The 26,478-nt window shown below is 41.9% G+C and carries 22 protein-coding genes and 1 pseudogene; 14 read left to right on the forward strand and 9 right to left on the reverse strand.

Annotated features, from left to right (window positions below; translation table 11 throughout):
* The 12 genes and pseudogenes from ACOVQQ_RS03940 to ACOVQQ_RS03995 form a co-directional block, all read left to right on the forward strand.
* Positions 1–704: pseudogene (locus ACOVQQ_RS03940) on the forward strand (glutamyl-tRNA reductase); the annotation flags it as partial.
* 11 nt (positions 705–715) lie between these two features.
* The gene (gene hemC, locus ACOVQQ_RS03945; RefSeq protein WP_421817037.1) at positions 716–1,630 is read left to right on the forward strand and encodes a hydroxymethylbilane synthase; all 915 of its coding nucleotides are present in this window, start codon (positions 716–718) and stop codon (positions 1,628–1,630) included.
* A gap of 4 nt (positions 1,631–1,634) precedes the next feature.
* Positions 1,635–2,327: a uroporphyrinogen-III synthase gene (locus ACOVQQ_RS03950; protein ID WP_421817038.1), complete on the forward strand. Its 693-nt coding sequence runs from the start codon at positions 1,635–1,637 to the stop codon at positions 2,325–2,327.
* Positions 2,320–3,345 (forward strand): uroporphyrinogen decarboxylase, encoded by a 1,026-nt coding sequence (hemE, locus tag ACOVQQ_RS03955; protein WP_421817039.1) that lies wholly within the window; start codon positions 2,320–2,322, stop codon positions 3,343–3,345. Before ACOVQQ_RS03950 ends, hemE begins: the two co-directional genes overlap by 8 nt.
* Before the next feature lie 11 nt (positions 3,346–3,356).
* On the forward strand, positions 3,357–4,187 hold the full coding sequence (locus ACOVQQ_RS03960) for a hypothetical protein (protein WP_421817040.1): 831 nt from the start codon (positions 3,357–3,359) through the stop codon (positions 4,185–4,187).
* Positions 4,184–5,017, forward strand: coding sequence for a Bro-N domain-containing protein (locus ACOVQQ_RS03965; RefSeq protein WP_421817041.1), 834 nt, complete (start codon positions 4,184–4,186; stop codon positions 5,015–5,017). The genes ACOVQQ_RS03960 and ACOVQQ_RS03965 overlap by 4 nt, the downstream gene beginning before the upstream one ends.
* Positions 5,018–5,920 carry an oxygen-dependent coproporphyrinogen oxidase gene (gene hemF / locus ACOVQQ_RS03970; RefSeq protein ID WP_421817042.1) on the forward strand — a complete coding sequence of 301 codons (903 nt, stop codon included), beginning with the start codon at positions 5,018–5,020 and terminating at the stop codon, positions 5,918–5,920. It abuts the gene before it with no gap.
* A gap of 61 nt (positions 5,921–5,981) precedes the next feature.
* A complete protein-coding gene (locus ACOVQQ_RS03975) occupies positions 5,982–6,335 on the forward strand; it encodes a four helix bundle protein (protein WP_421817043.1) in 354 nt (117 codons plus the stop codon).
* Between the two features lie 98 nt (positions 6,336–6,433).
* Positions 6,434–7,426: a porphobilinogen synthase gene (hemB, locus tag ACOVQQ_RS03980; RefSeq protein ID WP_421817044.1), complete on the forward strand. Its 993-nt coding sequence runs from the start codon at positions 6,434–6,436 to the stop codon at positions 7,424–7,426.
* A complete protein-coding gene (locus ACOVQQ_RS03985; protein WP_421817045.1) occupies positions 7,423–7,806 on the forward strand; it encodes a c-type cytochrome in 384 nt (127 codons plus the stop codon). Before hemB ends, ACOVQQ_RS03985 begins: the two co-directional genes overlap by 4 nt.
* Before the next feature lie 14 nt (positions 7,807–7,820).
* On the forward strand, positions 7,821–8,291 hold the full coding sequence (locus ACOVQQ_RS03990) for a methylated-DNA--[protein]-cysteine S-methyltransferase (protein WP_421817046.1): 471 nt from the start codon (positions 7,821–7,823) through the stop codon (positions 8,289–8,291).
* Positions 8,292–8,413: 122 nt separating this feature from the next.
* A complete protein-coding gene (locus ACOVQQ_RS03995) occupies positions 8,414–10,012 on the forward strand; it encodes an Ig-like domain-containing protein (RefSeq protein ID WP_421817047.1) in 1,599 nt (532 codons plus the stop codon).
* On the opposite strand, the gene ACOVQQ_RS04000 is transcribed toward ACOVQQ_RS03995, so the two are convergent.
* From ACOVQQ_RS04000 to ACOVQQ_RS04025, 6 genes are all read right to left on the reverse strand, one after another.
* Positions 10,009–10,773 carry a nitrilase family protein gene (locus tag ACOVQQ_RS04000; protein WP_421817048.1) on the reverse strand — a complete coding sequence of 255 codons (765 nt, stop codon included), beginning with the start codon at positions 10,771–10,773 and terminating at the stop codon, positions 10,009–10,011. The two genes, ACOVQQ_RS03995 and ACOVQQ_RS04000, sit on opposite strands and share 4 nt — an antisense overlap.
* Positions 10,774–10,875: 102 nt before the next feature.
* Positions 10,876–13,677: a GH92 family glycosyl hydrolase gene (locus tag ACOVQQ_RS04005; RefSeq protein ID WP_421817074.1), complete on the reverse strand. Its 2,802-nt coding sequence runs from the start codon at positions 13,675–13,677 to the stop codon at positions 10,876–10,878.
* A gap of 37 nt (positions 13,678–13,714) precedes the next feature.
* Positions 13,715–14,554 carry an endonuclease/exonuclease/phosphatase family protein gene (locus ACOVQQ_RS04010; RefSeq protein ID WP_421817049.1) on the reverse strand — a complete coding sequence of 280 codons (840 nt, stop codon included), beginning with the start codon at positions 14,552–14,554 and terminating at the stop codon, positions 13,715–13,717.
* Positions 14,555–14,662: 108 nt separating this feature from the next.
* The gene (locus ACOVQQ_RS04015; RefSeq protein ID WP_094486328.1) at positions 14,663–15,406 is read right to left on the reverse strand and encodes a succinate dehydrogenase/fumarate reductase iron-sulfur subunit; all 744 of its coding nucleotides are present in this window, start codon (positions 15,404–15,406) and stop codon (positions 14,663–14,665) included.
* Positions 15,407–15,443: 37 nt separating this feature from the next.
* Positions 15,444–17,444: a fumarate reductase/succinate dehydrogenase flavoprotein subunit gene (locus tag ACOVQQ_RS04020; protein ID WP_421817050.1), complete on the reverse strand. Its 2,001-nt coding sequence runs from the start codon at positions 17,442–17,444 to the stop codon at positions 15,444–15,446.
* Positions 17,445–17,456: 12 nt separating this feature from the next.
* Positions 17,457–18,122, reverse strand: a complete 666-nt coding sequence (locus ACOVQQ_RS04025; RefSeq protein WP_094486330.1) for a succinate dehydrogenase cytochrome b subunit — start codon at positions 18,120–18,122, stop codon at positions 17,457–17,459.
* Positions 18,123–18,340: 218 nt separating this feature from the next.
* Between ACOVQQ_RS04025 and ACOVQQ_RS04030 the strand changes: the two genes are divergently transcribed.
* A complete protein-coding gene (locus ACOVQQ_RS04030) occupies positions 18,341–19,633 on the forward strand; it encodes an aminopeptidase P family protein (RefSeq protein ID WP_421817051.1) in 1,293 nt (430 codons plus the stop codon).
* Complete coding sequence (locus ACOVQQ_RS04035; protein ID WP_421817052.1) at positions 19,630–20,424, forward strand: alpha/beta fold hydrolase; 795 nt, start codon at positions 19,630–19,632, stop codon at positions 20,422–20,424. Before ACOVQQ_RS04030 ends, ACOVQQ_RS04035 begins: the two co-directional genes overlap by 4 nt.
* A gap of 187 nt (positions 20,425–20,611) precedes the next feature.
* Here the strand turns inward: ACOVQQ_RS04035 and ACOVQQ_RS04040 are convergent, their stop codons facing one another.
* From ACOVQQ_RS04040 to kbl, 3 genes are all read right to left on the reverse strand, one after another.
* Positions 20,612–23,371, reverse strand: coding sequence for a PD-(D/E)XK nuclease family protein (locus ACOVQQ_RS04040; RefSeq protein WP_421817053.1), 2,760 nt, complete (start codon positions 23,369–23,371; stop codon positions 20,612–20,614).
* A gap of 365 nt (positions 23,372–23,736) precedes the next feature.
* The gene (locus ACOVQQ_RS04045) at positions 23,737–25,149 is read right to left on the reverse strand and encodes an OmpA family protein (protein WP_421817054.1); all 1,413 of its coding nucleotides are present in this window, start codon (positions 25,147–25,149) and stop codon (positions 23,737–23,739) included.
* 102 nt (positions 25,150–25,251) lie between these two features.
* The gene (kbl, locus tag ACOVQQ_RS04050; protein ID WP_094486335.1) at positions 25,252–26,445 is read right to left on the reverse strand and encodes a glycine C-acetyltransferase; all 1,194 of its coding nucleotides are present in this window, start codon (positions 26,443–26,445) and stop codon (positions 25,252–25,254) included.
* Positions 26,446–26,478 lie beyond the last annotated feature (33 nt).

The following is a 26,478-nucleotide window of genomic DNA, read 5'->3' on the forward strand; positions in this document are numbered from 1 at the left end:
AAATCGGTCGAAATACCTGCGAAAACCTCATCAAACACACAAAAAATAAGCACATAACGCTTATTAATCGCACTAAAGAAAAAGCCGAGCGTATTGCCGGAAAATTCAACCTTACGGTTAAGGATTTTAGTGAACTACAAGCGGAAATTCAACAGTCCGACGTGCTTGTTGTAGCTACTGGAGCCCAAAACCCGACTGTAGATGCCAATATTCTAAACCTTAGAAAACCGTTACTGATTCTGGATTTATCCGTTCCGAAAAACGTCGATGCCAACGTATTGCAAACCCAGGGTGTTTCTTTAATTCACATGGATGAATTGTCGAAAATTACCGATGATACTTTAGAAAAAAGACGCGCTCAAATTCCAGCTGCTGAACGCATTCTAGAAGAGGTTAAACAAGAGTTTTTGGAATGGACAAAAGTGCGAAAGTTTGCGCCAACCATCGGTGCACTCAAACAAAAATTGCAAGAAATAAAGAATTCGGAAATCGATTTTCAATCCAAAAAACTAAGCGGATTTAATGAAGAACAAGCCGAAATCATTAGCAACCGCATTATTCAAAAAATTACTACGCATTTTGCTAACCATTTGAAAGACGACGACACTTCCGTGGAAGAAAGTATCTTCTTGATCAACAAAATTTTTCAATTAGAACAAACTCCAGAAACAGAACAAAAAGCTTCTATTTCGTTTTCAAATTAAATTTTAGAAAATTGCCCGAATCAAAAACCATCAGAATAGGCACTCGCGACAGTAAATTAGCGATGTGGCAAGCACAAACCGTACAACAAAAACTGCGCGATCTCGGATACGAAACCGAAATCGTTGCCGTAAAATCGGATGGCGACCTAAAGCTCGACAAACCGCTGTACGAACTCGGAATTACCGGAATTTTTACGAAAACACTAGATGTTGCCTTACTGCAAAACACGGTGGATATTGCAGTACATTCCATGAAAGATGTACCAACCGCACTGCCGCAAGGCATAAGCACATTTGCCGTTCTCAAGCGCGCGCAAGTACACGATATTTTTGTGGGAAACCCGAATGCAAAATCAAATACTATTGCTACAGGAAGCTTGCGCCGACGCGCACAATGGTTGCATAAGTTTCCGAACGACAGCACAACCGACCTACGCGGAAATGTAGTTTCTAGATTGCAAAAATTAGAGAATTCCGATTGGAAAGGCGCCATTTTTGCCCTCGCCGGACTCGATCGCATCAATGTACTTCCCGAAAAATACGAAATCCTTGATTGGATGTTACCCGCTCCTGCACAAGGCGCAATGGTAGTTTGTGGCCGTTCCGACGATGATTTTTCGCGCGAAGCACTCCAACATCTAAACGACGAAAACACCGCTTTGGCCACTAAAATAGAACGCGATTTTTTGAGAACACTCGAAGGAGGTTGTACGGCTCCTATTGGCGCTTACGCAGAAATTCAAGAAAATACGGTTGTTTTTCACGGAAATTTAGTTTCTCTCGACGGAAAAGAAAAAGTGGAAATTCGGAAAACCATTTCTCGAGACGAAAGCACTCATGCTGGTTCGCTTTTCGCAGAAGAACTTTTGCAGTTGGGCGCTAAAGAACTGATGCAACGCATTAAACAACAACTTTCTAAATCGTAGTTCGATGATAAGTGTGTTTTCTACCAAAAAACTGTCGGCTGCGCAAAAGAGCACTTTGCTGGCTTGCAATATTACGTTGGTAGAAGCCGATCTTATCCAAATAACCTATCTACAAACAGCTGTAAATACGGTAAATCCGGCGGTTATTTTTACGAGTCAGCATGCGGTTCAAGCTTTGATTTCTCAGAATTTAGTCGACAAATTAAACGGAAAAGTTATTTTCTGCGTAGGCGAAAAAACCGCGGAAAAACTCAATCATTTAGGTTTTAATGTTGCAAACGTTTCACATTCTGCGGCAGCTCTAGTCGAATCGTTGAAGTTATTATCGTTTCAATCGTTCACTTTTTTCTGCGGCAAACAACGATTGGATACAATTCCCGAATTTCTGGCAACACAAACCGAAAATTCTAATTTTTACGAATTATACGAAACCACCGAATTTCCATTAAAGGTAAACCGCAGTTTCGATGCCTTATTGTTTTTTAGTCCGAGTGCGGTAAAATCGTTTTTGCAATACAATCCCATTTCCACGGAAGTGTGCGTTTGTATTGGTGAAACCACCGCAACTGCTTTGGGAAACCGAACCGATAAAATTGTACTTGCTAAGGCGCCAACAATCGAAAATACGATTTATGCGCTTTTAAAATATTTTAAACTAGCGCCGTCAAGAGCGGCAAAAAACCAGATTCATGATTAAAAACGACTTATTTCTACGAGCACTTAACGGTGAAACGGTAAATCGTCCGCCGGTTTGGATGATGCGTCAAGCCGGAAGATATTTGCCGGAGTTTATGGCTTTGCGCGACAAATACGATTTCTTTACACGCTGCCAAACCCCCGAATTAGCCGCAGAAATCACCGTTCAACCCATTCGCCGATTTGCGCCTGATGCGGCTATTTTGTTCTCCGACATACTTGTGGTTCCGCAAGCGATGGGTATCGAAGTGTTGATGAAAGAAAGTGTGGGTCCGTTTTTACCAAATCCAATTCGAACACAAGCCGATGTCGATCGTGTTTTTGTTCCCGATGCAACCGAAAGTTTGGGTTATGTTTTGGAAGGAATCAAACAAACGAAAGTGTTGCTTCAGGACGAAATTCCGTTGATTGGTTTTGCGGGTTCGCCGTGGACCATCTTTTGCTATGCTGTTGAAGGGCGCGGATCGAAAAGCTTTGATCAGGCGAAAGGATTTTGCTTTACCAACCCGGCTGCTGCGCATGAGTTGTTGCAAAAAATTACCGATACAACGATTGATTATTTGAAAGCAAAAGTTGCCGCGGGCGTAAATGCTGTACAAGTATTCGATTCGTGGGGCGGTATGTTATCTCCAACTGATTATCAAGAATTTTCTTGGCAATACATCAACCAAATTGTTGAAGCGCTTGCTCCGCTAACAAAAGTCATCGTTTTTGGTAAAGGTTGCTGGTTTGCTTTGCAGGAAATGGGACGTAGTAAGGCTTCGGCTTTGGGTGTTGATTGGACATGCTCGCCGAGAAACGCACGTTATTTGTCTGGCGGAGCTATCACCTTGCAAGGAAACTTCGATCCGTCGCGATTGCTTTCTCCAATTCCAACAATAAAAGCTATGGTGAAACAGATGATCGACGAGTTTGGAAAAGATAAGTACATCGTAAATCTGGGACACGGTATTTTGCCAAACATTCCGATTGAACACGCTGGTGCTTTTATAGAAGCTGTGAAGGAATATGGTAATTAACCATTTTAGTCATGATGAACGAGGAGCTAAAAACGAGAATAATAGAGATTGAAGATAAATTTAATCTTTTAAAGCCTTATTTAGAAAGTTATTCTGAATATAAAGGTCTCATAAATATTCAAAGCCGTTTTTGTTTTAGCCCCGATTTTTTGGTGGTTGGCATTAATCCTGGCCAAGGTGCATTTGACGAAATGAATTGGAAAAAAAGTGATGTTAAATTTCCCAATAGAATTTTGATAAATCCGCGCCATTTCGAAAACCTTGATTTAGACTGGCTGAAATATGGAAATGCGAGAAAAAACGGGGAATGGTTTGAAACAGAAAAAAAAGTAAAAAACAGATTTCCGAAACAGTTTTTAGAAATACTTTTTTCAGTTTACAAACAGAGAACTGGGCGAAATCCGATACTTGAACAAAATAGGACAGATTTTTTAAAATTCGCAAATAATGTCGTTTATACAAATATCTGTCCTATCGCAACAAACAATGAAACTGAGCTAAAGAAAATTTACAAGCGGTTAACGAAAGAATCGGAGTTAAATCAAATTTGGAACGGCTCGGTTGAGAATTTTTTCAAGCAACGAACAATCGATTTGATTTTGTTACTGAAACCAAAGCTATTAATTTGTGTTGGCTTTTCCGTTTATAAAACTTTGTTCAGTAACAAACCTAATCAAGACGTTAAAGTGTTCGAATCGCACGAGGTCGTGAAAAGAAGAAACGCAGACTTTCCAGTGAATGTTATTACTTTCTCTCGTAAAGGAGCATGGGATGTTAAGAAAATCTCAGACTTAGTTGCCAAAAGATTAATTGATCAGAAACCATTCAATCTAGAATCATGACCAGAGAAACCGCTATAAAACTATTTGAACAAAAGCAAATTCGTTCGCTGTGGAATGAAGAAGATGAAAAATGGTATTTCTCAATTGTTGATGTTATCGAAGTACTAACTGAAACTGCAAATGCGCGTAAGTACTGGAGCGTTTTAAAACTCCGTTTGAAAAAAGAGGGAAGTGAGTTGGCTACAAATTGTAGTCAACTGAAAATGATGTCTGCCGATGGTAAATTCTATAAAACAGACGTCGCCGATACCGAGCAGTTATTTCGGTTAATACAGTCGGTGCCGTCCAAAAAAGCAGAACCATTTAAGCTCTGGCTAGCACAAGTAGGTCGGGAACGGATTGACGAAATTGAAGATCCAGAGTTAGGGTTTGATCGATTAATGGAAACCTATCTAAAAAAAGGTTATTCAAAAGAATGGATTAATCAGCGTCTTAAAAGTATTGAGGTAAGAAAAGAGCTCACCGACGAATGGGCTGAACGTGGTGTAAATAAAGGGCAAGAGTATGCAATTTTAACGGACGAAATCACTAAAGCTTGGAGCGGGCTATCGGTTAGGGATTATAAAAACTTCAAAGGCTTAAAAAATCAAAATCTTCGCGACAACATGAGTAACTTAGAACTTGTGTTAAACATGCTTGCTGAAGCTACAACAACCGAAATTAGTAAGGAGAAGAAGCCTAAATCGTTTGCAGAAAATAAAAAAATAGCTAAGCAAGGCGGAACTATTGCTGGAAATACAAGAAAAGAGATTGAATCGAAAACAGGAAAGAAAATCGTGACCGCACAGAACGCAACAGCCAGATTAAACAAAAAGAAATCATTGGAATAAATGAAAGACCAATTTTACCAATACATTCAAAAACTACAAGATCAAATTACCGCTAAATTAGAGGACGTCGACGGTTTAGCGCGCTTTCGCGAAGACATTTGGTCGCGTCCGGAAGGTGGTGGCGGACGTTCGCGCATCATCGAAAACGGAGCGGTCTTCGAAAAAGGTGGCGTAAATATTTCGGCTGTACACGGTGAACTACCCGTTACCATGCAGCAGTATTTTAAAGTTGGCGATGTGAATTTTTTCGCTTGCGGACTCAGTTTGGTGTTACATCCTAAAAATCCGATGGCCCCAACAGTTCACGCAAACTGGCGTTATTTTGAAATGTACGACAAAGAAAACAAGGTAGTTGATTCTTGGTTTGGCGGCGGACAAGATTTAACGCCGTATTACCTATTCGACGAAGATGCGATACACTTTCACCAAGTTTGTAAAAACGTGTGCGATCAATTCGATGCCGAATTTTATCCCAAATACAAAAAACAATGTGACTCATATTTCCGAAATACGCACCGAGACGAAGCGCGTGGCGTTGGAGGTTTGTTCTTTGATTATTGCAAACCAACCGAAAATAGAACCCTTTCCGATTGGTACAATTTTGTTACCGCAGTCGGGAACTCGTTTTTAGAAGCTTATGTTCCGATTGTTGAAAGACGAAAGAATATGCCTTTTAACGCGGAACAACGTACTTGGCAGGAAATCAGACGTGGTCGTTATGTAGAATTTAATCTCGTTCACGACAAGGGAACGCTTTTTGGCTTAAAAACCAACGGCCGTATCGAAAGCATTTTAATGAGCTTGCCCCCGCATGTACAATGGGTTTACGATCATCATCCCGAGCCGGGCAGCGAAGAAGAACGTTTGCTTTCGGTCTTACAAACTCCAGTTGATTGGGTGTGAGTGGTAAGTGGTTGAGAATTTGCTTGGAATTGAATAAAAAATGTAGCGTCAGACCTATAGCATGCGAGATTTTACAGCATTTCGAGTTTGGGAAAAATCCCAGAAACTAGCAAGGTCAATATATGCGGATTGTGCTAAATTTCCTAAAGAAGAACTCTACGTACTAACAAGTCAAAAAAAGCGATCTCCTACTTCGATTCCAACGAATATCGCTGAAAGTTGCGGAAGACGCACGGATAAGGATTTTTGTAGATTTCAGTATCTTGCGTTTGGTTCTGCAAATGAGTTGGAATACCAAATTATGCTATCTGCGGAATTAAAATTTATAGACACCACCGAAAACCAACACTTGTCGGAAAAAATTGAAGAAATTAAAAAAATGCTCAGCTCTTTGATTAGAAAAATTAATAGTTAGCGATTAGCTGTAAGCTGCAAGCTTTATGCTGTATGCTAAAAGCTGCAAGCTGTATGCTAAAATCCGTATGCTGCAAGCTAAAAATAAAAACTAAAAATATGTACCCATTACACAGAGGTAGAAGATTACGAACCAACGAATCACTTAGAAGCATTGTTCGCGAAACCAGCTTATCGCCAACTGATTTTATGTTGCCGATGTTTATCGCCGAAGGAAAAGACGTGAAATCGCCCATTCCTTCAATGCCTGGAATTTTTCGACACTCATTGGATTATACTTTAGATGAAGTTAAGAAGGCATACGACCTAGGCATTCGAGCCGTAAATATTTATGTAAAAGTTTCCGATCATCTTAAAGACAATACCGGAAAAGAAGCTTGGAACGACAACGGACTCATGCAAGAAGCCATCAAACGCATTAAAGACGCGGTTCCGGAAATGGTGGTTATGCCCGATGTAGCACTAGATCCGTACTCTTCATACGGACACGACGGAATCATCACCAAAGGAAAAATCGATAACGACGCTACCAACGATGCTCTATGCTTAATGGCAGTTAGCCATGCAAAAGCCGGTGCCGATTTCGTCGCGCCAAGCGATATGATGGACGGACGCGTACTCCGACTCCGACAAGCGCTCGACCAAAGTGGTTACCACGACGTAGGAATTATGAGTTATAGCGCTAAATACGCCAGTTCTTTTTACGGGCCGTTTCGCGATGCCTTAGATTCAGCGCCCGTGAGTACAGAAGAAGCTCCACGAGATAAAAAAACCTATCAAATGGATTACGCCAACCGACTCGAAGCCATTAGAGAAGTGCTCAGCGATGTGGAAGAAGGCGCCGATATGGTGATGGTTAAACCCGGAATGGCGTATCTAGATATTGTACGTGAAGTTCGAAATGCCGTACTAATTCCGGTGTCGGTTTATCAGGTTTCGGGCGAATACGCCATGTTAAAAGCGGCTGCCGAAAAAGGCTGGGTTGATCACGATTCGGTTATGCTCGAACAACTGTATTGCATTAAGCGCGCCGGAGCTAATCTGATTTCCACCTATCACGCACTACACGCTGCAAAACTGCTCAACAAATGAAAAACTTATTTTTAGTTAGCGCACTTTTATTTTTGGTTTCCTGTAATGAAAAGGCTTCTAAATCCGATTCAAATTACCCCGCCGGAACCGAACCCGAAGTAAATATCGTAGAACAAGGAAAAGTTCTTTTTGAAGGTCGCGGAAATTGCACGGCTTGCCATAAAGAAGATCAAAAAGTAATTGGACCAAGCATTCGCGAAATGGCGCAGGTTTACAAAACAGAAAAAGCTGATATGCAGGCTTTTTTGCGCGGAGAAACGCCCGCAATCATCGATCCGGAAAAGTACGAAATTATGAAGGTGAATTTAGAAATCACCAAAGCAATGACCGATGAAGAGCGCGCCGCCCTGGAAGCATACATTTACAGTTTCGCTCCTTAAACTAAAGCCGGGTAATGCAACATGCCGCCACTTATAAGGCTCCGTGGGGAAATTTGTACGTTCAGGAATCGAACGGCCACTTACAACAAATACGAACTTTTTCAGATACCGATTTAGTTTCCGAACCGAACCCATTTCTGACCGCTGTTTTTCTGCAATTAGACGAATATTTTGCTGGAAAACGACAAACATTCGACCTTCCGTTAGAATTGCAAGGAACTGAATTCCAATTACAAGTCTGGGAATTGTTGAAGCACATTCCGTACGGAAAAACACTGTCGTACAACCAGTTAGCCACTGCTTACGGCAACCCCAAAACAATTCGCGCTGTAGCAGCTGCAAACGGAGCTAACCCAATTCTAATTGTAATTCCTTGCCATCGCGTTATTGGCAGTAACGGCCAATTAGTGGGCTACGCCGGAGGCATGACAGCTAAAAGGCAATTGTTGTTGTTAGAAGGCGCTCTACCACCGGAGTTGTTTTAATTTTAAAAGAATTTTAATCGCTGATCTCCTACTATTGAATTGTTGCAAAGTCTTAAGCGCGGAAGTGAAAGGCTTCTTGAAAAATAGTCGTTACTTTGCCTTCCTGAAAAGGCGTTATCACCATGAAGAAAATCGCAGAATTAACCGCAATTGTTCTCTTATTGCTTTTGATTTTTAGTCGTTGTGCGAAAGTGGGCACCATTAACGGTGGACCATTAGATTCGATTCCTCCTGTTTTAGTTTCGGCCTCTCCGAAAAACTTTTCGACCAATTTCAATAGTCAGGTTATTAAAATCCGTTTTAGCGAATACGTTAAATTCAAAGACGTTAGCAAACAATTGGTAGTTTCGCCACCGCTAAAACAACAACCCACCGTTACACCTACCGTAGCTGCAAAAGAATTTACGATACGCTTTCGCGACACGCTAAAACCGAACACCACCTATTGTTTAAATTTCGGAAACAGCATCCAAGATAACAACGAAGGCATTTCGCTAGAGAATTTTAGATACGTTTTTTCAACCGGAAGTACAATCGATTCGCTTACGCTGGAAGGTCGTGTTTCCGATGCACTCGAACGAAAACTCGATCCCGGGATTAGCTTGCTCCTTTACGATGCAAACGACAGCTACAACGACTCACTCGTGTTCAAACAAGCACCGCGTTATGTGACTACCACGCGCGATAGTTTGAACAACTTTAAGTTCGAGTACTTAAAAGCCGGTTCCTACAAACTTATTGCACTGCAAGAGAAAACCGTTAATTACAAACTAGAACCCGCTTCGGAGAAAATTGGATTTAGCAGCACTTTTATCCAAGTTCCTAATACCGAAAGTCAGCAACTAAGCGTGTCTAAACCTACAAGTGCTTTCAAAGCACTAAACGCATCGTCGGCTTCGGCAAACCGACTACTTATCGGATATTCGGGAACGGCAGATCAAGTTCAAGCCGAAATCTTATTTCCAAAAACCGATTTAAAACCCGTGGTTACAAAAATTCCGGGCAAAGATTCGTTGCACGTTTTTATTCCGCAGGGCAAAAAAGACTCCATCGGCGTACGCATCCGTTCAGGTGCCTATCAAAAAGATTTCACGGTCAAGTCGAAACTTCAAGCATCCGATAGCCTATCTATTTCTGCTGTAAAAGCAGGTGCTTTAGCGTGGCGCGAAGATTTCGAACTAATTTCTTCGACACCAATAGCGCGTATCAACAAAGAGCTCGTCTCGCTTACGCAGAATGGAAAACCGATTGATTTTAGCTTAACGGAAGACTTCGCTAATTTGAAAACCACTGTGAAGTTCAAAAAGGAGGAAGTTGCCAAATACGTTTTACAAATCCTTCCAAAAGCCGTTCAAGACATTTACGGACAGGAAAACGATAGCCTTAAATTTAGTTTTGGAACTCGTGCCTTATCCGAGTTCGGAAATCTGACGTTGTCGCTTAAAAACGCCCCTAAATCGCCGCTGCTGCTACAATTAACCAACGATAAAGGAAAAGTTCTCTACGAAAGTGTGGTTTCGGAAAGTCAACAAGTGTTTTTTGAAGGCCTAGAACCCAATAAATTTTATGTTCGCGTAATTGTCGACACCAACGGAAACGGCATGTTTGATTCGGGAAATATTCTTGAAAACAAACAACCCGAAGAAGTCATTTACTTCCCCGAACTTCTCGACGTACGAGCCAATTGGGATGTTAATCAAGATTTCGATCTGAGGCGTTAGCGCAAGTCAAAGGCGTCGGCATCGTTTAAAAACCCAAGTTTTTCCCTTTGCTGTCGTTGAAATTCAAAATCGATTTCCACGATTTCAGAACGATCGTCGTTCAATACCTTTACTTGGGTATTTCCCAAACAATCGATAACCGCACTATGGCCGGGATACGACAAGTTTTTTCCGTCAACACCAATCCGATTTACGCCAATAACGGCACTCATATTTTCAATAGCACGTGCCTTCAAAAGCGTGTCCCAAGCCAAAATACGGGTTTCGGGCCAGTTTGCTACGTAAATCAATAAATCGTAGTCGTTGTTATTTCTACTAAAAACTGGAAAGCGCAAATCGTAGCAAATCTGCGGCATGATACGAATTCCTTTGTACAGAATAATTTCCCGACGATTGCCCGCTTCAAAATTCTGCTGCTCGCCCGCTAGCGTAAACAAATGGCGTTTGTTGTAGTGCCGAACCTCGCCGTTGGGAAATATAAAAACCAATCGGTTGTAGAATTTTCCGAGTTCTTCGATAACTAAACTTCCTGTAATGGCGCAATTTTTCGCCTTTGCTAACTGTTTCAGCTCCATTATCGTTTTACCATTCATGGTTTCGGCAACCGCTTTGGGGTTCATGGTAAAACCAGACGAAAACATTTCGGGTAGTACGATTAAATCGACGTTTGCGGGTAAATCGTTAATCTTTTGCGTTATATGCCGCCTGTTTTCGGTTGGGTTTTCCCAGAATAGCGTGGTTTGTATTAAGGCTGTCTTCATTTTTTTAGATTGGATAAAATTCATTTAACCCTTCAAGAGTTTTGAACCCTTCAAGAGTTTTGAACTCTTGAAGGGTTTACTGGGATGGATAAAATTAAAAATCTATTTTATCGTTATTTCATCAATAAAAATAAAAGCATCGCCACCAAAACCTGTATGCCATTCGGGTAGTTTGCCAAAGTTATAGGCTTTGATTTTTACATATCGCGCATTTATTGGTGTTGAGATACATCGGAAATCTTTAATGCTGTTTTCTTCTTGTTTAGGATTTACGTCATTACTGCTAATTCCAAGTAAAGTAAAATTGACATTATCCACGGAAGTGTAATATTCCACTTTTGTTGGCATTAAAATCCATGAACGTTGGTCTTGCAGATAATTGGAATGAATTTCAGAGATGGATTTAATTTCCTGCAAATCGACAACGGCTTCAAAATCCTGACTTTGGTAACCTTGCCAATCGCCTTTGCGCCAATTGGTTGTGCCGAAAATGCCGTCTAGTAAACCGTCAGTACCACCCGCATGATACTGCGGATTGAATTTGGATTTAATGTCAATTGTGTACTTGTTGGGTTTTTTGAAGAAGTCTGCCGAGATGGTGTCGCTAGTCGGACCACTTGCTTCGATAGAGCTTATCACGAAAGCTTCTATTTTCGATGATTTAGTGATTTCGATATTTTGGGTATAATGTTCAAATTCTGGGTTTCTATTATTTTCATCAAGTACTCTGTATTTAATCCCTTGACCTCGGTAATTTCTTTGTTTCAAGTTACTGAATTCAATTTTTACAGTCATTTTATCCTTAAACGATTTACTTTCTGCTTCAATTACGGGAACTGGAGTAATTTCTGGAAAATCTTCATCAATGGTTTCTCTTCCTTCTTGAGAAAATAAATTTGACCTATTTAAAGGACTATAAACTTGATAAGATTTACCATTTTCTAAATTTAATTTTGCATCATTAAAAATAGGTTTATCCCTTTCCCAGTAATCTTTTCCTGGACAAATTGTATAAATTCCCATTGAACTCAACACATACCACGCACTCATTTGACCGCAGTCTTCGTTGCCAATTAATCCGTCGGGGGTGTTTTTGTAGAAATTGTTTAAAATGTAGTGTACTTTTTCGGTGGTCTTTTCGGGTTTTCCAATGTAATTGTACAAAAACGCCATGTGGTGACTGGGTTCGTTTCCGTGGGCATATTGTCCAATTAATCCGGTAACATCTACTTGTTCTCTTCCAGTGGTTTTGCTTTCGGAATTGAACATTTCGTCGAGTTTGGCTTCAAATTTCTCATTTCCGCCGTACGCTTCGATCATTCCCGGAATGTCTTGCGGCACAAAAAAAGAGTATTGCCAGCTGTTTCCTTCGGTAAAATTATTGTTGATTTCCCGAGGATCGAACGGTTTGTCCCAGCCGCCGTTTTTCTTGGGTCGCATAAATCCGATATTCCAGTCGAAGAGATTTTTCCAGCTTTGCGAACGCTTCATAAAATAAGCATACTCTGCATCTTTTTTCAAAATCAAAGCCATTTGTGCAATGCACCAATCGTCGTACGCATATTCCAAGGTTTTTGAAACACTTTCGTGCTCGTCATCGATAGAAATAAATCCGTTTTGCTTGTAGTCTTCCAATCCCAAATGATCTAACATGGCCGAATGTTTAGCGGCTTCAAAGCATTTTTCATAATCAAAACCGTTTATTCCCTTCGCCATAGCATCGGCTATTACTGAAACCGAGTGATAACCAATCATACAATCGGTTTCGTTAGACGCTAGTTCCCAAACGGGTAATCTTCCGCCTTGTTCGTATTGCTTTAGAAATGTATTGATGAAATCGGCGGTGCGTTTCTTTTCAATCAGCGTATACAACGGATGTGCTGCTCGAAATATATCCCAAAGTGAAAATACTGAGTAATAATCAAATCCCTCTGCTTGATGAATTTGGTTATCTCTTCCGCGGTATTTCCCGTCGATATCTTGGGCAATATTGGGTTGTACCATCGTGTGGTAAAGGGCGGTATAGAAAATGGCTAACTTATCTTTATCATTTTCTGTAATTTGAATTTTGCCTAATTGTTTGTCCCAAAGTTGTTCGGCTTCCGATTTGACTTTCTCAAAATCCCAATGTTTGATTTCGGATGCATTGAGTTTTGCTCCTTCGTAACTGGTGGGGGAAAGCGACACTTTAACCCGTATCTTTTCCCCATTTTTGACTTGTTTTGAGAAGCTCATTCCCGAAATTTGAAGCGATTCTGAATTAACTTTGTTCATTCTTGAAACTTTCATCGGAACATTAAATTCAATTCGAGCGTAAACGTATTGGTTTCGCGCCCAAGCTTCACTTCTTCGTAATACCTCAACTGTTTTATCATCAATAACTTTAATGCTTCCTTCCAATAATTTATCTCGATGGTTTAAGTCTAAAATGATCGTCGCTAAACCGCTTTTGTTGAACGTATATTCGTGAAAACCAACGCGCGCTGAAGTGGTTAAACGAACGTGGATGTCGTGTTTGTCGAGCTTAACGCTGTAAAATCCAGCGGAAGCTGTTTCATTACTATGCGAAAATGTAGAAGAATAAATCTTATTGTCGAACGATGGTTCGCCCATGATTGGCATTAAGAGGATATCGCCGTAATCTGAAACGCCTGTTCCGTTGAGATGCGTGTGTGAAAAACCGTAGATTATAGTATCTGAATAATGATAGCCGCTACAACCATCCCAACTGCCATCAATTCGCGTATCGGGCGATAGTTGCACCATACCAAAAGGCACTGTTGCCCCAGGAAATGTATGTCCGTGACCACCCGTTCCAATAAATGGATTGACATACCTGTGATACTTTTGACTGAAAGCAAGTACTGAAACAAGTAAAAATAATATTGAAAATAGTTTTTTAATGGTGTTGTTATTTTTTAATCAAAGATAAAATATGTAATTAATTAAAACTCAATTCAACATAAACCGGCAAGTGATCTGAAGGATATCTTAAATCCTTAGAGTCGCTCAAAACAGCATATTTATTCACTTTAAAAGGATTTCCCTTTGATAAAAAGATGTAATCAATGCGTTTTGTGACTGCTTCATTATGTTTAAAAGCGTTGAAAGTACCACTTGGACCAAAAGGTTTTTGTTCGGAAATATCTTGACTGTCGATCATCAATTTCTTTAAATTGATAATTCGTTCTTCGTTGGGTTCTGAATTAAAATCACCTAATAGAACGACCGGATAATTTTTGGTGTTGAGCGCTTTGATCTTCGATAGAATTAATTCTATTCCTTTGGTTCTAGCTATTTCGCCTTGATGGTCTAAATGAGTATTGAAAACCCAGAAGGATTGCTTTGTTTCCTTGTCTTTTAATAGAACGTAAGTACAAATTCGATTGAGTGCTGCATCCCAGCCTTTTGAAATAATTTCGGGCGTTTCAGACAGCCAAAAGGTATTGCTGGTGAGTACTTCAAATCGGTTTTTCTTAAAGAAGATATTAGACGATTCACCTTTTCCGTTGCCATCACGACCTATTCCAACATAGTTGTATTTTGGCAAAGCCGATTGAATATCGGTAACTTGATTGGGTAACGCTTCTTGAATTCCGAAAATATCGGGGTTATAAAAACCCAATTGTGAACAAAGAAACTCTTTTCGGTTTTGCCATTTGTTTTCTCCGTCGGATTCAAGATCCAAACGAATGTTGTAGGTAATTAGTTTTAAATCTTGCGCAAAAAAAAGTCCATTACAAAAAATAATGAGGAGAATTGAAAAGGATAATTTTTTCATTGACGTTCAATGTTCGTGTTGGATTTGTAAAGATAGAATCTTTAGTTATCTGCAATAAAAAACGCACCCAAACTAATGGATGCGTTTAAAAAATGTAAGCTGAATATGTTATTTTAAACTAGCAGCTAGGTATTCTCTGTTCATTCTTGCAATATTCTCAAGCGAAATTCCTTTCGGACATTCCACTTCGCAAGCGCCTGTATTGGTACAGTTTCCGAATCCTTCTTCATCCATTTGACGCACCATGTTTAGTACGCGATCTGTGGCTTCTACACGACCTTGTGGAAGCAAAGCAAACTGACTCACTTTCGCAGACACAAACAGCATAGCCGACGAGTTTTTACACGTTGCTACACAAGCGCCACAACCAATACAAGTAGCTGCATCAAACGCGCGATCGGCATCGTGTTTTGGAATTGGAATCGCGTTCGCATCAAGCGTATTTCCAGAAGTATTTACCGAAATAAAACCACCCGCTTGTTGAATTCGATCAAAAGCCGAACGGTTTACAGCCAAATCTTTAATAACTGGAAATGCTTTCGCGCGGAACGGCTCGATGAAAATCGTATCGCCGTCTTTGAATTTACGCATGTGCAATTGGCAGGTAGTTACTCCGCGGTCGGGTCCGTGTGCTTCGCCATTGATGTAAAGCGAACACATCCCGCAGATTCCTTCTCTACAGTCGTGATCGAAAGCAACAGGATCTTGGTCTTTTTGAATAAGATCGTCGTTTAAAACGTCTAGCATTTCCAAAAACGACATATCAGGCGATACATTATCGATTGCATAATCGACCATCTTGCCTTGATCTTGTGCGTTTTTCTGTCTCCAAATTTTTAGATTAAGTTTCATATCTTATCTTTTTTGCCTTGCGGCTGTTTGGTATCAATTATTTGTAGCTACGAGTTACGAGTTTTACGTTATCGTAAACTAATGGTTCTTTATGTAAAACGGCATCGGCTGGTTTTCCTTTGTATTCCCAGGCGGCTACGTAAGCAAAATTCTCGTCGTCGCGCAGTGCCTCGCCGTCTGGAGTTTGGTATTCTTCACGGAAGTGGCCTCCACATGATTCGTTTCTGTGCAATGCATCTTTCGCGAAAAGCTCGCCCAATTCTAAGAAGTCGGCAACACGCATCGCTTTCTCTAACTCTTGGTTGAAGCTGTCGAGTGTTCCTGGAACTTTAACGTTTTTATAGAACTCGTCGCGCAATTCGGCAATTTCTTTGATGGCCTCGTTCAAACCTTTCTCGTTACGAGCCATACCAACTTTATCCCACATGATTTTTCCTAAACGTCTGTGGAAGTGGTCGACAGGTTGCGTTCCTTTGTTTGAGACGAATTGTTCCAACTGTGTTCTTACCGCCTTTTCAGCTTCGTCGAACTCCGGAGTATTTGTTGGAATTGGACCTAATTTGATATCCGGCGCCAAATAATCGCCGATGGTGTATGGAAGAACGAAATAACCATCAGCTAAACCTTGCATCAACGCCGAAGCTCCCAAACGGTTGGCTCCGTGATCGGAAAAGTTTGCTTCACCGATAGCGAAACAACCTGGAATCGTGGTCATTAAGTTGTAGTCTACCCAAACGCCGCCCATGGTGTAGTGCACCGCTGGATAAATCATCATTGGAGTTTCGTACGGATTCTCATCTACGATTTTCTCATACATCTGGAATAAGTTTCCGTATTTAGAGGCAACTACTTCTTTTCCAAGTTTAAGCACTAACTCTTTGTCGTTTTCGTCTAAATGACGAATACGAGCTTGATCTTTACCGTAGCGTTCTATTGAAGAGGCGAAATCAAGATACACAGCTTCACCTGTTTTATTAACTCCATAACCGGCATCGCAACGCTCTTTTGCTGCACGCGAAGCAATATCACGCGGAACTAAGTTTCCAAACGCTGGATAACGTCTTTCCAAGTAGTAATCTCTTTCTTCTTCAGACAATTGCGTTGGTTTTTTGCGTCCTTCGCGAATAGCTTTAGCATCTTCAAGTAATTTTGGAACCCAAATTCGTCCGTCGTTTCGCAGCGATTCCGACATCAAAGTAAGCTTCGATTGGTGATCACCGGAAACCGGAATACATGTTGGGTGAATTTGCGTGTAGCATGGATTTGCGAAGTATGCTCCTTTTTTGTGCACTTTCCAAGCAGCAGTTACGTTTGAACCCATAGCGTTGGTCGACAAGAAAAATACGTTTCCGTAGCCACCACTTGCAATAACAACTGCATGTGCTGAGTGGCGTTCGATCGCGCCAGTCATCAAGTTTCTTGCAATGATACCACGCGCTTTTCCGTCGATTACTACTAACTCAAGCATTTCATGACGCGCGTACATTTTTATTTTTCCGCGCGCAATTTGGCGGTTCATGGCCGAGTATGCTCCCAACAACAATTGCTGTCCGGTTTGTCCTTTAGCATAGAACGTACGAGAAACGAGCGTTCCACCAAACGAACGGTTGTCGAGTAATCCGCCGTATTCGCGAGCTAGTGGCACACCTTGCGCAACGCATTGGTCGATAATGTTTGTAGAAACCTCAGCTAAACGATATACGTTAGCTTCGCGAGCGCGGTAATCGCCGCCTTTTACAGTATCGTAAAAGAGTCGGAACACCGAGTCACCGTCGCCCATATAATTTTTTGCCGCGTTGATACCGCCTTGTGCTGCGATAGAGTGAGCGCGACGTGGCGAATCTTGAAAACAAAACGCTTTTACGTTGTAACCTAATTCGGCTAGAGTGGCCGAAGCCGAACCTCCTGCCAAACCTGTTCCAACCACGATAATGTCTAGATTTCGTTTGTTGGCCGGGTTTACAAGGTTGATTTTATTTTTGTAGTTCGTCCATTTCTGATCAATTGAACCTGCGGGTATTTTAGAATCTAAAGCCATAGCAAAAACTGATTAAATGGTGAAATGATGATATAAAGCAATTAGCGCAAAGCCCGCTGGTACCAAAATGGCAAAAGCGTATGCAAATCCGCGCAAACTGCGGCTGTATTTATTGTTGAATCCGATAGATTGGAACGACGACATAAACCCGTGGAGCAAGTGAAGTGCCAGCAACACAAAAGAAACCACGTAAATACCTACTCGAACCGGATCAACGAATTTCTGACGAAGTTCTTCGTAATAACGCGTCGGATCTTCTGGTTGCACATTGATGTACTTAACGTTCATTTCGTGAACCCAGAAATCGTAAAAATGCAAACCTAAAAATGCCAAAACAACAATTCCTGTGATGACCATATTTCTAGACATCCAGGAAGCGTTCGCGGCGCCGTTGTTCTTCACATATTTTATCGGACGAGCTTTTTTGTTTTGGTAGTCGAGATATAATCCCATGCAGAAGTGAAAAATTACACCGAAAATCAAAATCGGTTGCAATACAAATTGCACTACGGGGTTGTAACCCATGAAATGAGAAATCTCGTTAAAAGTATCTGGCGATACTACCGACATGGAGTTGATAAAAAAGTGTTGTCCTAAAAATAATATCAAAAATAATCCGGAAAGCGCCATGGCTACCTTTCGAGCTATCGACGATTTGAGCATACCATTGTTTGACATCGTGGGTCAGTTTAGTGTTAAAATCGCACAAAAGTACTGCAAGCCGACCTATACTACAACGTTTACTTTGTTATTTATACCCGTTTTAAAATGATTTTAGCTTTTGTTGAACGCATTTCGAAAAAATATCTGCTCACTACTGCGAAATCGTTGGCTTGGCAACGCCTGAATCGAGATTTTTGGGTAAGTTTACAACCCTATTCTTACACGTAAACGCTATGAAATATCTACCTATCGACAAGAACTTATTTGTAAAGAACCGCCGCAAGTTTACCAGCCAGATGAAACCATCGTCGGTAGCGGTATTTAATTCTAATGATATTTATCCGGTTTCGGCCGACAGCACCTTGCCCTTTGCGCAACACCGCGATATTTTTTACCTCACGGGCGTTGATCAGGAGGAAAGTATTTTACTCTTGTGTCCGGACGCTCCATATGAACACCTGCGCGAAATTTTGTTTTTGCGCGAAACCAACGAACATATTGCCGTTTGGGAAGGCGAAAAGTTAACCAAAGAACGTGCGTACGAGGTTTCGGGAATCAAATCGGTTTTTTGGTTATCGGATTTTGAAAAGGTATTGAAAGAAGTGATGACCTATGTGGAAATCATGTACATAAACACCAACGAACACTACCGCCAGAATGTGGAAGTTGAAACCCGTGAAGACCGTTTTGTGAAGTGGTGGAAAGCAAAATATCCGGCACATCAGGTGGCAAAAAGTAATACGATTTTGCAGTACATCCGCTCGATTAAAGAGCCGGAAGAAATTGATTTGATTAGACACGCCTGTTCGATTACCGAGCGCGGTTTCCGACGTGTATTGCCTTTTGTGAAACCCGGCGTCACCGAATACGAAATTGAAGCCGAGTTTTTGCACGAATTTGTGCGTAACCGTTCCAAAGGATTTGCCTACACGCCCATTATTGCTTCGGGTAACAACGCCAACGTGCTGCACTACATTGAAAACAACCAGATTTGCCGCGAAGGCGATTTGATTTTGTTGGATTTGGCTGCCGAATACGCAAACTACTCGAGCGACATGACGCGCACCATTCCGGTTTCGGGAACGTACAACGCACGCCAGAAAGCCGTTTACAACGCTGTTTTGCGCGTAAAAAACGAGGCAACCGCAATGCTGACTCCGGGCACGCTTTGGAAAGAATACCACAAGGAAGTTGGAAAAGTAATGACATCGGAATTGCTCGGACTTGGCCTTATCGATAAAGCCGATGTACAAAATGAAAATCCGGATTGGCCTGCGTACAAAAAGTACTTCATGCACGGCACTTCGCACCATTTAGGACTCGACACACACGATTACGGACTGTTGCACTTGCCTATGGAAGCTAATATGGTTTTCACGGTGGAGCCAGGAATTTACATACCGGAGGAAAAATTTGGTATTCGTTTGGAAGACAATGTGGTGGTACAACAATCGGGGGCGCCACTTAATTTGATGGCGAATATTCCGATTGAAGTTGAAGAAATTGAAGATTTAATGCGCGGATGATTCGAACATACAAAGGCATTTCGGTAGGATACGAAGTTGTTGGTCGCGGACCGGCCTTAGTGGTTTTGCACGGTTTTTTGGAAGACCGATCGATGTTTGATCCGTTTTTAGAATTGTGGAGTAAAACCTACAAGGTAATTGCCGTTGATTTGCTCGGACACGGCGAAACCGAATCGAAAGGCTATGTTCATACCATGGAAGATCAGGCCGATATGGTTGTGGATTTACTGGACCAACTCAAAATAAAAAACGCGGTTTTCCTCGGTCATTCCATGGGCGGTTATGTGGCTTTGGCTGTTGCCGAATACTATCCGGAACGCGTAAAAGCCCTGATTATGCAAAATTCGACCGCTGTGGCCGATTCGGAAGAACGAAAAGTAAATCGCGATCGGGCGATTGCTGCCGTAAAACAAGATCACCGCACTTTTGTGTATTTATCGATTGCTAATTTGTTTAGCGAAACTAGTCGCGAGCGTTGCAAAGAACAAATTGCTGTGCTGCGCGAAAAAGCCTTGCAAACACCTCTGCAAGGTATAGTTGCTGCTCTGGAAGGCATGAAAATTCGGAAAGACCGTGAGGTGATTATTCACTTTGCGCCGTTTCCGATGATGTACATCGCTGGAAGACTAGATCCGGTTTTGCCGCTGGCCGGAATTCAAGAGCAGTTGCTTGGCTCTTCGGCCGAATTGGTAGTGTGCGAAGAGGGACATATGTCGCACATTGAAGATCCGGAAAGATACATTGCGGCCGTTAATGGTTTTTTGAAATTGGTCAAGAAACTGAAATCTTGATAACGATTGCCCGCAGCCGCGATTGCAGTGGAAATGCGGGCAGTGCAAAGGTGTGTGGAGGCTTTTTGGGTGCTGCGACCAACGGAAGCTGTACTCAAAAACTGCCGTAACCGCCTTTGCGCGCCCAAATTGAAACGAAAAGCGCGAAAAGCTGCCCAAAAAAACCACTATAATCGTGCGCTAAAATTTACTTTTTTTCCTTCTTTCGATCGGCGGTAAACGGAATTACTGGATTGAGCATTTCGCTAATCACGTACGTCATGGCTTGTTGATACTGGTCAAAAACCGTTTGGTCGATTAGCGAATCGGAGTTGGCAAAGTTTTTAAGTTGCAGGACAATTGCGCCTTCTTTTGGACTTCGCAACGAAATAATTCCTGCCTCGAACGTTTTAAACGGCGTTCCGCTGGCAGCTGCAAAAGCGTAGGTAAGCAGCTGTAAAACCTTGCTTTCTTTAAGATTGGCTTCGTGCTGTGCGGCGGCATCGAACTTGAGATAATTTCGATCTACGCGGCCCGTTTTGTAATCGAGAACGCGAATGATTCCGTTTAGCTCATCGATACGATCGACTTTACCGGAAACGCACACTGGAAAATCGAATTCCGGCACGGATAAATCGGCAGAAAGTTTTTGTTCTAAAAGTCTAATAATCAGTGTATTTCCAGCAGCAACTAAGGCACGTTCGGCCTCGAGATAGGATTTAATGGTCGTTCGAGCAAAACTAATTTCGAGGAAGTTTTGTCCGAAAGCCAAATCGCCTTCTTTGAATAAAATCTCGGCTTCTTTTTGCAGCAATTCGGGGAAAAGTACGAGAGCTTTGTCGTAGAAATCGGTTGTAAGCACCTGATTTAGATACGGTTCGTAGAGCTTTTCGAATACGTTATGAATGATCGTCCCGAGCGTATTTGCGGCGATGTTCTCTTCGACTTCATCTTCGGGTCGCAGGCCGAGCAGATATTGTTTGTAAAACTCGAGCGGACTTCTCAAATACGTATCGACCGCCGAAGGAGACAAGCCGTGTGCGAGCAACTGTTTGAGTTGATTGATTAATGCGGGCGTTTTAAAGATTTCCTGACGCGCCTCGGCTTTGGCTTCGACGAAGGTGTTGAAAATATGTTCGGTTATTTGGTGATTGGGCGAGGGGTCGAAAAGCAATTGCGTAATAAAGCGGCTGCGTTCGGCACTTTCGAAGCCCTCGGTATCGAGATTGTAGATGAGATCTATGTGTTTGGCACGTTGGAGCAAATGGTAAAAGTGGTAGGAAAAAATAGCGTCTTTTTCGCGATAGGTTGGCAATCCGCGTTCGCGTTTCACATCATGCGGAATAAAGCTATTAAAACTCTTTCCTGCGGGCAGTTTTCCTTCGTTTAGACCCAAGACCAAGACGCGTTCGAAATCGAGCGTTCTAGACTCTAAAATACCCATAATTTGGAGTCCTTCGAGCGGTTCGCCTTCAAAAGAAACGGTGACGGTTTTAAGCAGTTGTTTTAGAATTTGAATGGCTTGGTCGATATCGAGTGTAAATTGTTGCTTTGCGGTTTCGAGGTATTCGGACCATTTGGCCACAACGCGCGCGAACTCGAAGAGATAACTAAGTTGCAATCTGCTTTCGGGCTGCTCTACGGAAAGCGTGGGTTTGAGCAAGTTGATGATCGTGGTGAGATATGCGGGCAGATTACTTCCGTTGGGTTCGATATCGGTTAGGATGGCGCGTAGGAGCGGATCCTCGGTGCGTTGAAGTAACCTATTGCTGCTGCAAAAGGCAATGTTGTTTTCGGTTAGGTACTGCAAGATGTTGTTGGCTTGCTTTCCGGAAATGAAATTGTGCGACAGTACGCGAAGCAAATCGCGGTGGTAAATACTGCCGCCTTTTCGTTGCTTTGCGGCGAGTTGCATGCGAAGAATATCTTTAAACAACTGTACTACCGAAGATTTCTCCAACGGCAAGCCCATCGTAATATTCAGTGTTTCGATATGCGAGGGCAGCGCAGCTAAGAGCGGTTGCAGCAGCGATTCGTCGGCTAAGACTACTGCTGTTTTAGAAAGACGTTCAGGATTTTGCTGAACCCATTCGTTCAGGATTTGCGCGGCAATTTTCACTTGTCCGATGCGTCCGGTAGTTCCGAGGCAATTGATTTCTTTGTGTTGACTGAACTCGTTGGTGACAAAATTCATGGATTGGGTTCGAAACTGCGGCCAGGTTGTGGCGTAACGTCTCAGAAAGAGTCCGGCATCGTGGGTTTTGTCGGCGAATAGTGTTTTATCGATATCGAAAAAAATCTGTGCTTTTCCGAGTTCCATCAAACTTTTGATAATGCGTTCTTCGGCGGCGTTTAACGCATTAAATCCCGCGAAGAAGAAGTGCGCCTCGGTATTTGCTCCAAACGCGTTGATTTGCTCGCTCGCTCTGCGATATGCCAATCCTTGATAGGCGAGATTGAGGTGTAATAATCGTTCTTTGAGTGCGTAGTAATATTTAGGAAGCTGGTTCCAGAAGTTGAGATATCTTTTAAGCAGCGGCGTATCGTCGGGGTTTGCGCCCCACTTTTTGATGTCGTCTATAGCTTTCAGGTAGTCGAATATCGCGTCTGGATTGAGCAGATAGCGGTCGATTTCGTTGAAATCGGCTAATGCGGTTGGTGCCCAATTGGCGAAAAACGAGAAGTCTTGAATGTTTTCGGGGCTAGTAACGGACTTGTAGACGTTGTAAAACTCGAGCAATAAGTTTAGTTCTTCTATGGGATTGGCTCCACTGACCTTTGAAATGAATTCTTCTACGCTCCATATTTCGGGTGCAAAAACGGGAGTTTGGCAGTTGGATCGCAGTTCGCGAAGCAGAAAAATTTTGGCGCGTTTGCTGGGAAGAATCACTACGGGCCATTCTCCTGTTTTCTCGCGGTGTGCGAACATTTCGGCACTTAAAAGTTTTAGAAAGGTATTAGCTGCCATTGATTTTGTTGCATTGGGTAGAAAAAAGGTTATGCGATTTGAGCTTTAAAAGTGCCTTGTTCCGGTGATTTTACGGTCGAAAGCACGTTTTCAAATTTAATACGTAAGGAAATCAATTCAGAAAAAGCGTACAAAACAAACTTAACGATTTTGAAAGATTACTTTGTTCTTCGATTTTCTCGGAATTAAAAATCAAGCGAAAGCTACAAAAAGTAGAGAAATAGAGCTTGAAAAGCTATTGTTTTTATGATGCAGAAAAGTAATGTGAACCGCTATAAAAGCTATGGTTAAGAAAAGGAAGTCTAGAAAAAGCGCATAAAAAAAGGCTGCAAATTGCAGCCTTTTACTAATTTATAGTATTGAGATTAGTTTACTAATTTCACCTCAACACGACGGTTGTTAGCTTTTCCTTTAGCTGTTTTGTTAGAATCGATTGGTTTGCTTTCTCCGAAACCTGCAGAAGTTAATCTGCTAGCAGCAACACCATTTTCAACTAAGTAGTTTTTCACAGCTGCAGCACGCTCCTCAGATAATTTCTGGTTAGCAGCATCTTTACCATCGCTATCTGTGTGTCCTTCGATCGAGAATTTAGCACTTGGATATTGTTTCAAGATTGCAGTGATTGACTGTAGTACTGCGAAAGTTTCTTGCTTGAATGAAGACTTACCGCTGTTGAACAAGATTGTTTTAGCGTAAGCGTTTAAGCGGTCTACAGCTTCAGAAGTGATTGCTACTTCTGGGCAACCGTTGTTAGAAGCTACACCTTTTTCGTTTGGACACTTATCGTCTTTGTCAAGAACTCCGTCGCCATCTGTATCAGGGTAAGGACAACCTTGGTTATCTCTTGGACCTTTAGTAGTTGGACACTTATCGTCTTTATCAGCAATTCCGTCGCCATCAGCATCTGGACAACCTTTCAATGACTTGATACCTGCAACATCAACACATGCGTCTTCGCTGTCTTGAATTCCGTCGCCGTCAGTATCTGGACAACCAGCGAAGGCAGCTAGACCAGCCACATCTACACATGAATCGTCTTTGTCAAGAACGCCGTCGTTGTCTGTATCAGGACAACCGTTAAGGTTTTTAGGACCTGCTACTTCTGGACAAGCATCATACTTGTCGTAAATTCCGTCGTTGTCAGTATCTTTTCCTCCAAATTTAAAAGTTAAACCAACTAAATGTTGGAAATGTGTTGGGATACCTGTTGCACGGTCAGCGTTTGCGCGATTGTCTGCAAATGAATATTTGTAAACTGTTTGCCAAGAAAGACCTACAGTTTCTGCAAACCAATAAGTTAAACCTGCACCACCGTTCAAGGTAGCTGCATCGAAATCACCAACCCACTGATAACCTCCGCCAATGCTTAGCGTAGGCTCAATAACTTTTGATTTGATTAACGGCATAAAGCTATAACGGATGTGTCCGTCAAGTGCGTAATAATCTAAATCTCCAGGATTAACAGCAACATAATCCATTGGATTAACTTCTGACTGATAAACCAATTTCGTGATTCTGTTTATAGAACCTGTTGCACCAACAGAGAAACCATCAGCTAAATAGCGGCTTAGGCTAACGTAAGAAACCGAAGGAAGGATATTCCAGTTTTCTCTTACTTTGAAGGGTTGATCAAAAACACCACTTCCATTAGCGCTAGTTCTCGTGTCAACAGCATTGACACCAAACGACAATGCCCAAGGATTGTCACCATCTTGCGCCTGAGCGCTGAGGCCTAGTACTAACAACGAAGCAGCAAAAAACTTGTTAAGATTTTTCATACTTGAGTTATTTAGTTACTTAATTAGTTCTGGCAAAAGTAAGTTGATATTTCTTATAAAAAAAGTATCTGTTAAAAATCGTGAAAGAATATAAAAATTCTTTTAAATTATAGAAAGTTCTTTCCCAACTTTAGTAAATGCCTGGATCGCTTTATCTAGATGCTCAACAGTATGTGCTGCCGACAATTGAACGCGAATTCTTGCCTTCTCTTTGGGAACAACTGGGAAGAAAAAGCCAATGACGTATATCCCTTCTTCCAGCAGTTTTGCAGCCATATTTTGTGCCAATTTTGCGTCGTATAACATCACTGGAACAATTGCCGAATCGCCATCAATGATGTCAAAACCTGCTTTTTTCATTCCATTCTTGAAATAATTTGTGTTAAATTCCAACGTGTCGCGTAAGCTTGTATCGGTCTTCAACAGTTCAAAAACCTTTAACGAAGCGCCTACAATTGCTGGTGCCAACGAGTTAGAAAACAAATACGGGCGCGAGCGCTGACGTAAAATTTCGATGATTTCTTTCTTTGCTGTTGTATATCCGCCCATCGCGCCACCCAGAGCTTTACCTAAGGTACCCGTTATGATATCCACACGACCCATAACGTTTTTTGCTTCCAGCGTTCCTTTACCAGTAGCTCCGATAAATCCCGCTGCATGACATTCATCCACCATCACTAAAGCATCGTAACGCTCGGCCAAGTCACAAATCTGATCTAAAGGAGCAACCAGTCCGTCCATCGAAAATACACCGTCGGTTACTATCAATTTAAATCTGTGGTTTTTCTCGGTAGCTGCAATTAGTTGTTGTTCTAAATCAGCCATATTGTTGTTTTCGTACCGATAACGTGCTGCCTTACACAGACGAACGCCGTCGATAATCGAAGCGTGATTAAGACTGTCGGAAATAATGCAATCGTGTTCGCCCAACAGCGGTTCGAAAACTCCACCGTTTGCATCAAAAGCTGCAGCGTACAAAATGGTGTCTTCCGTTCCGTAAAAGTCGGCAATGGCTTGCTCTAACTGCTTGTGAATGTCTTGAGTTCCACAAATAAACCGCACCGACGACATTCCAAAACCGTGCGTATCTAATGCATCTTTTGCTGCTTGTACCACTTCTGGATGCGACGACAATCCCAAATAGTTATTCGCACAGAAATTTAAAACCGTCTGACCTGTTGAAATGGTTATTTCTGCCCCTTGTGGAGATGTAATAATGCGTTCTTGTTTAAACAATCCGTTCTCGCGAATTTGCTCAAGCTCTGCTTGCAAATGCTGTTGAATTTTGCCGTACATACTTTTTTTATTTGTCTGCCAAAGTTATGAACC

It is taken from the genome of Flavobacterium sp., assembly GCF_049240005.1.
Lineage (GTDB): Bacteria > Bacteroidota > Bacteroidia > Flavobacteriales > Flavobacteriaceae > Flavobacterium.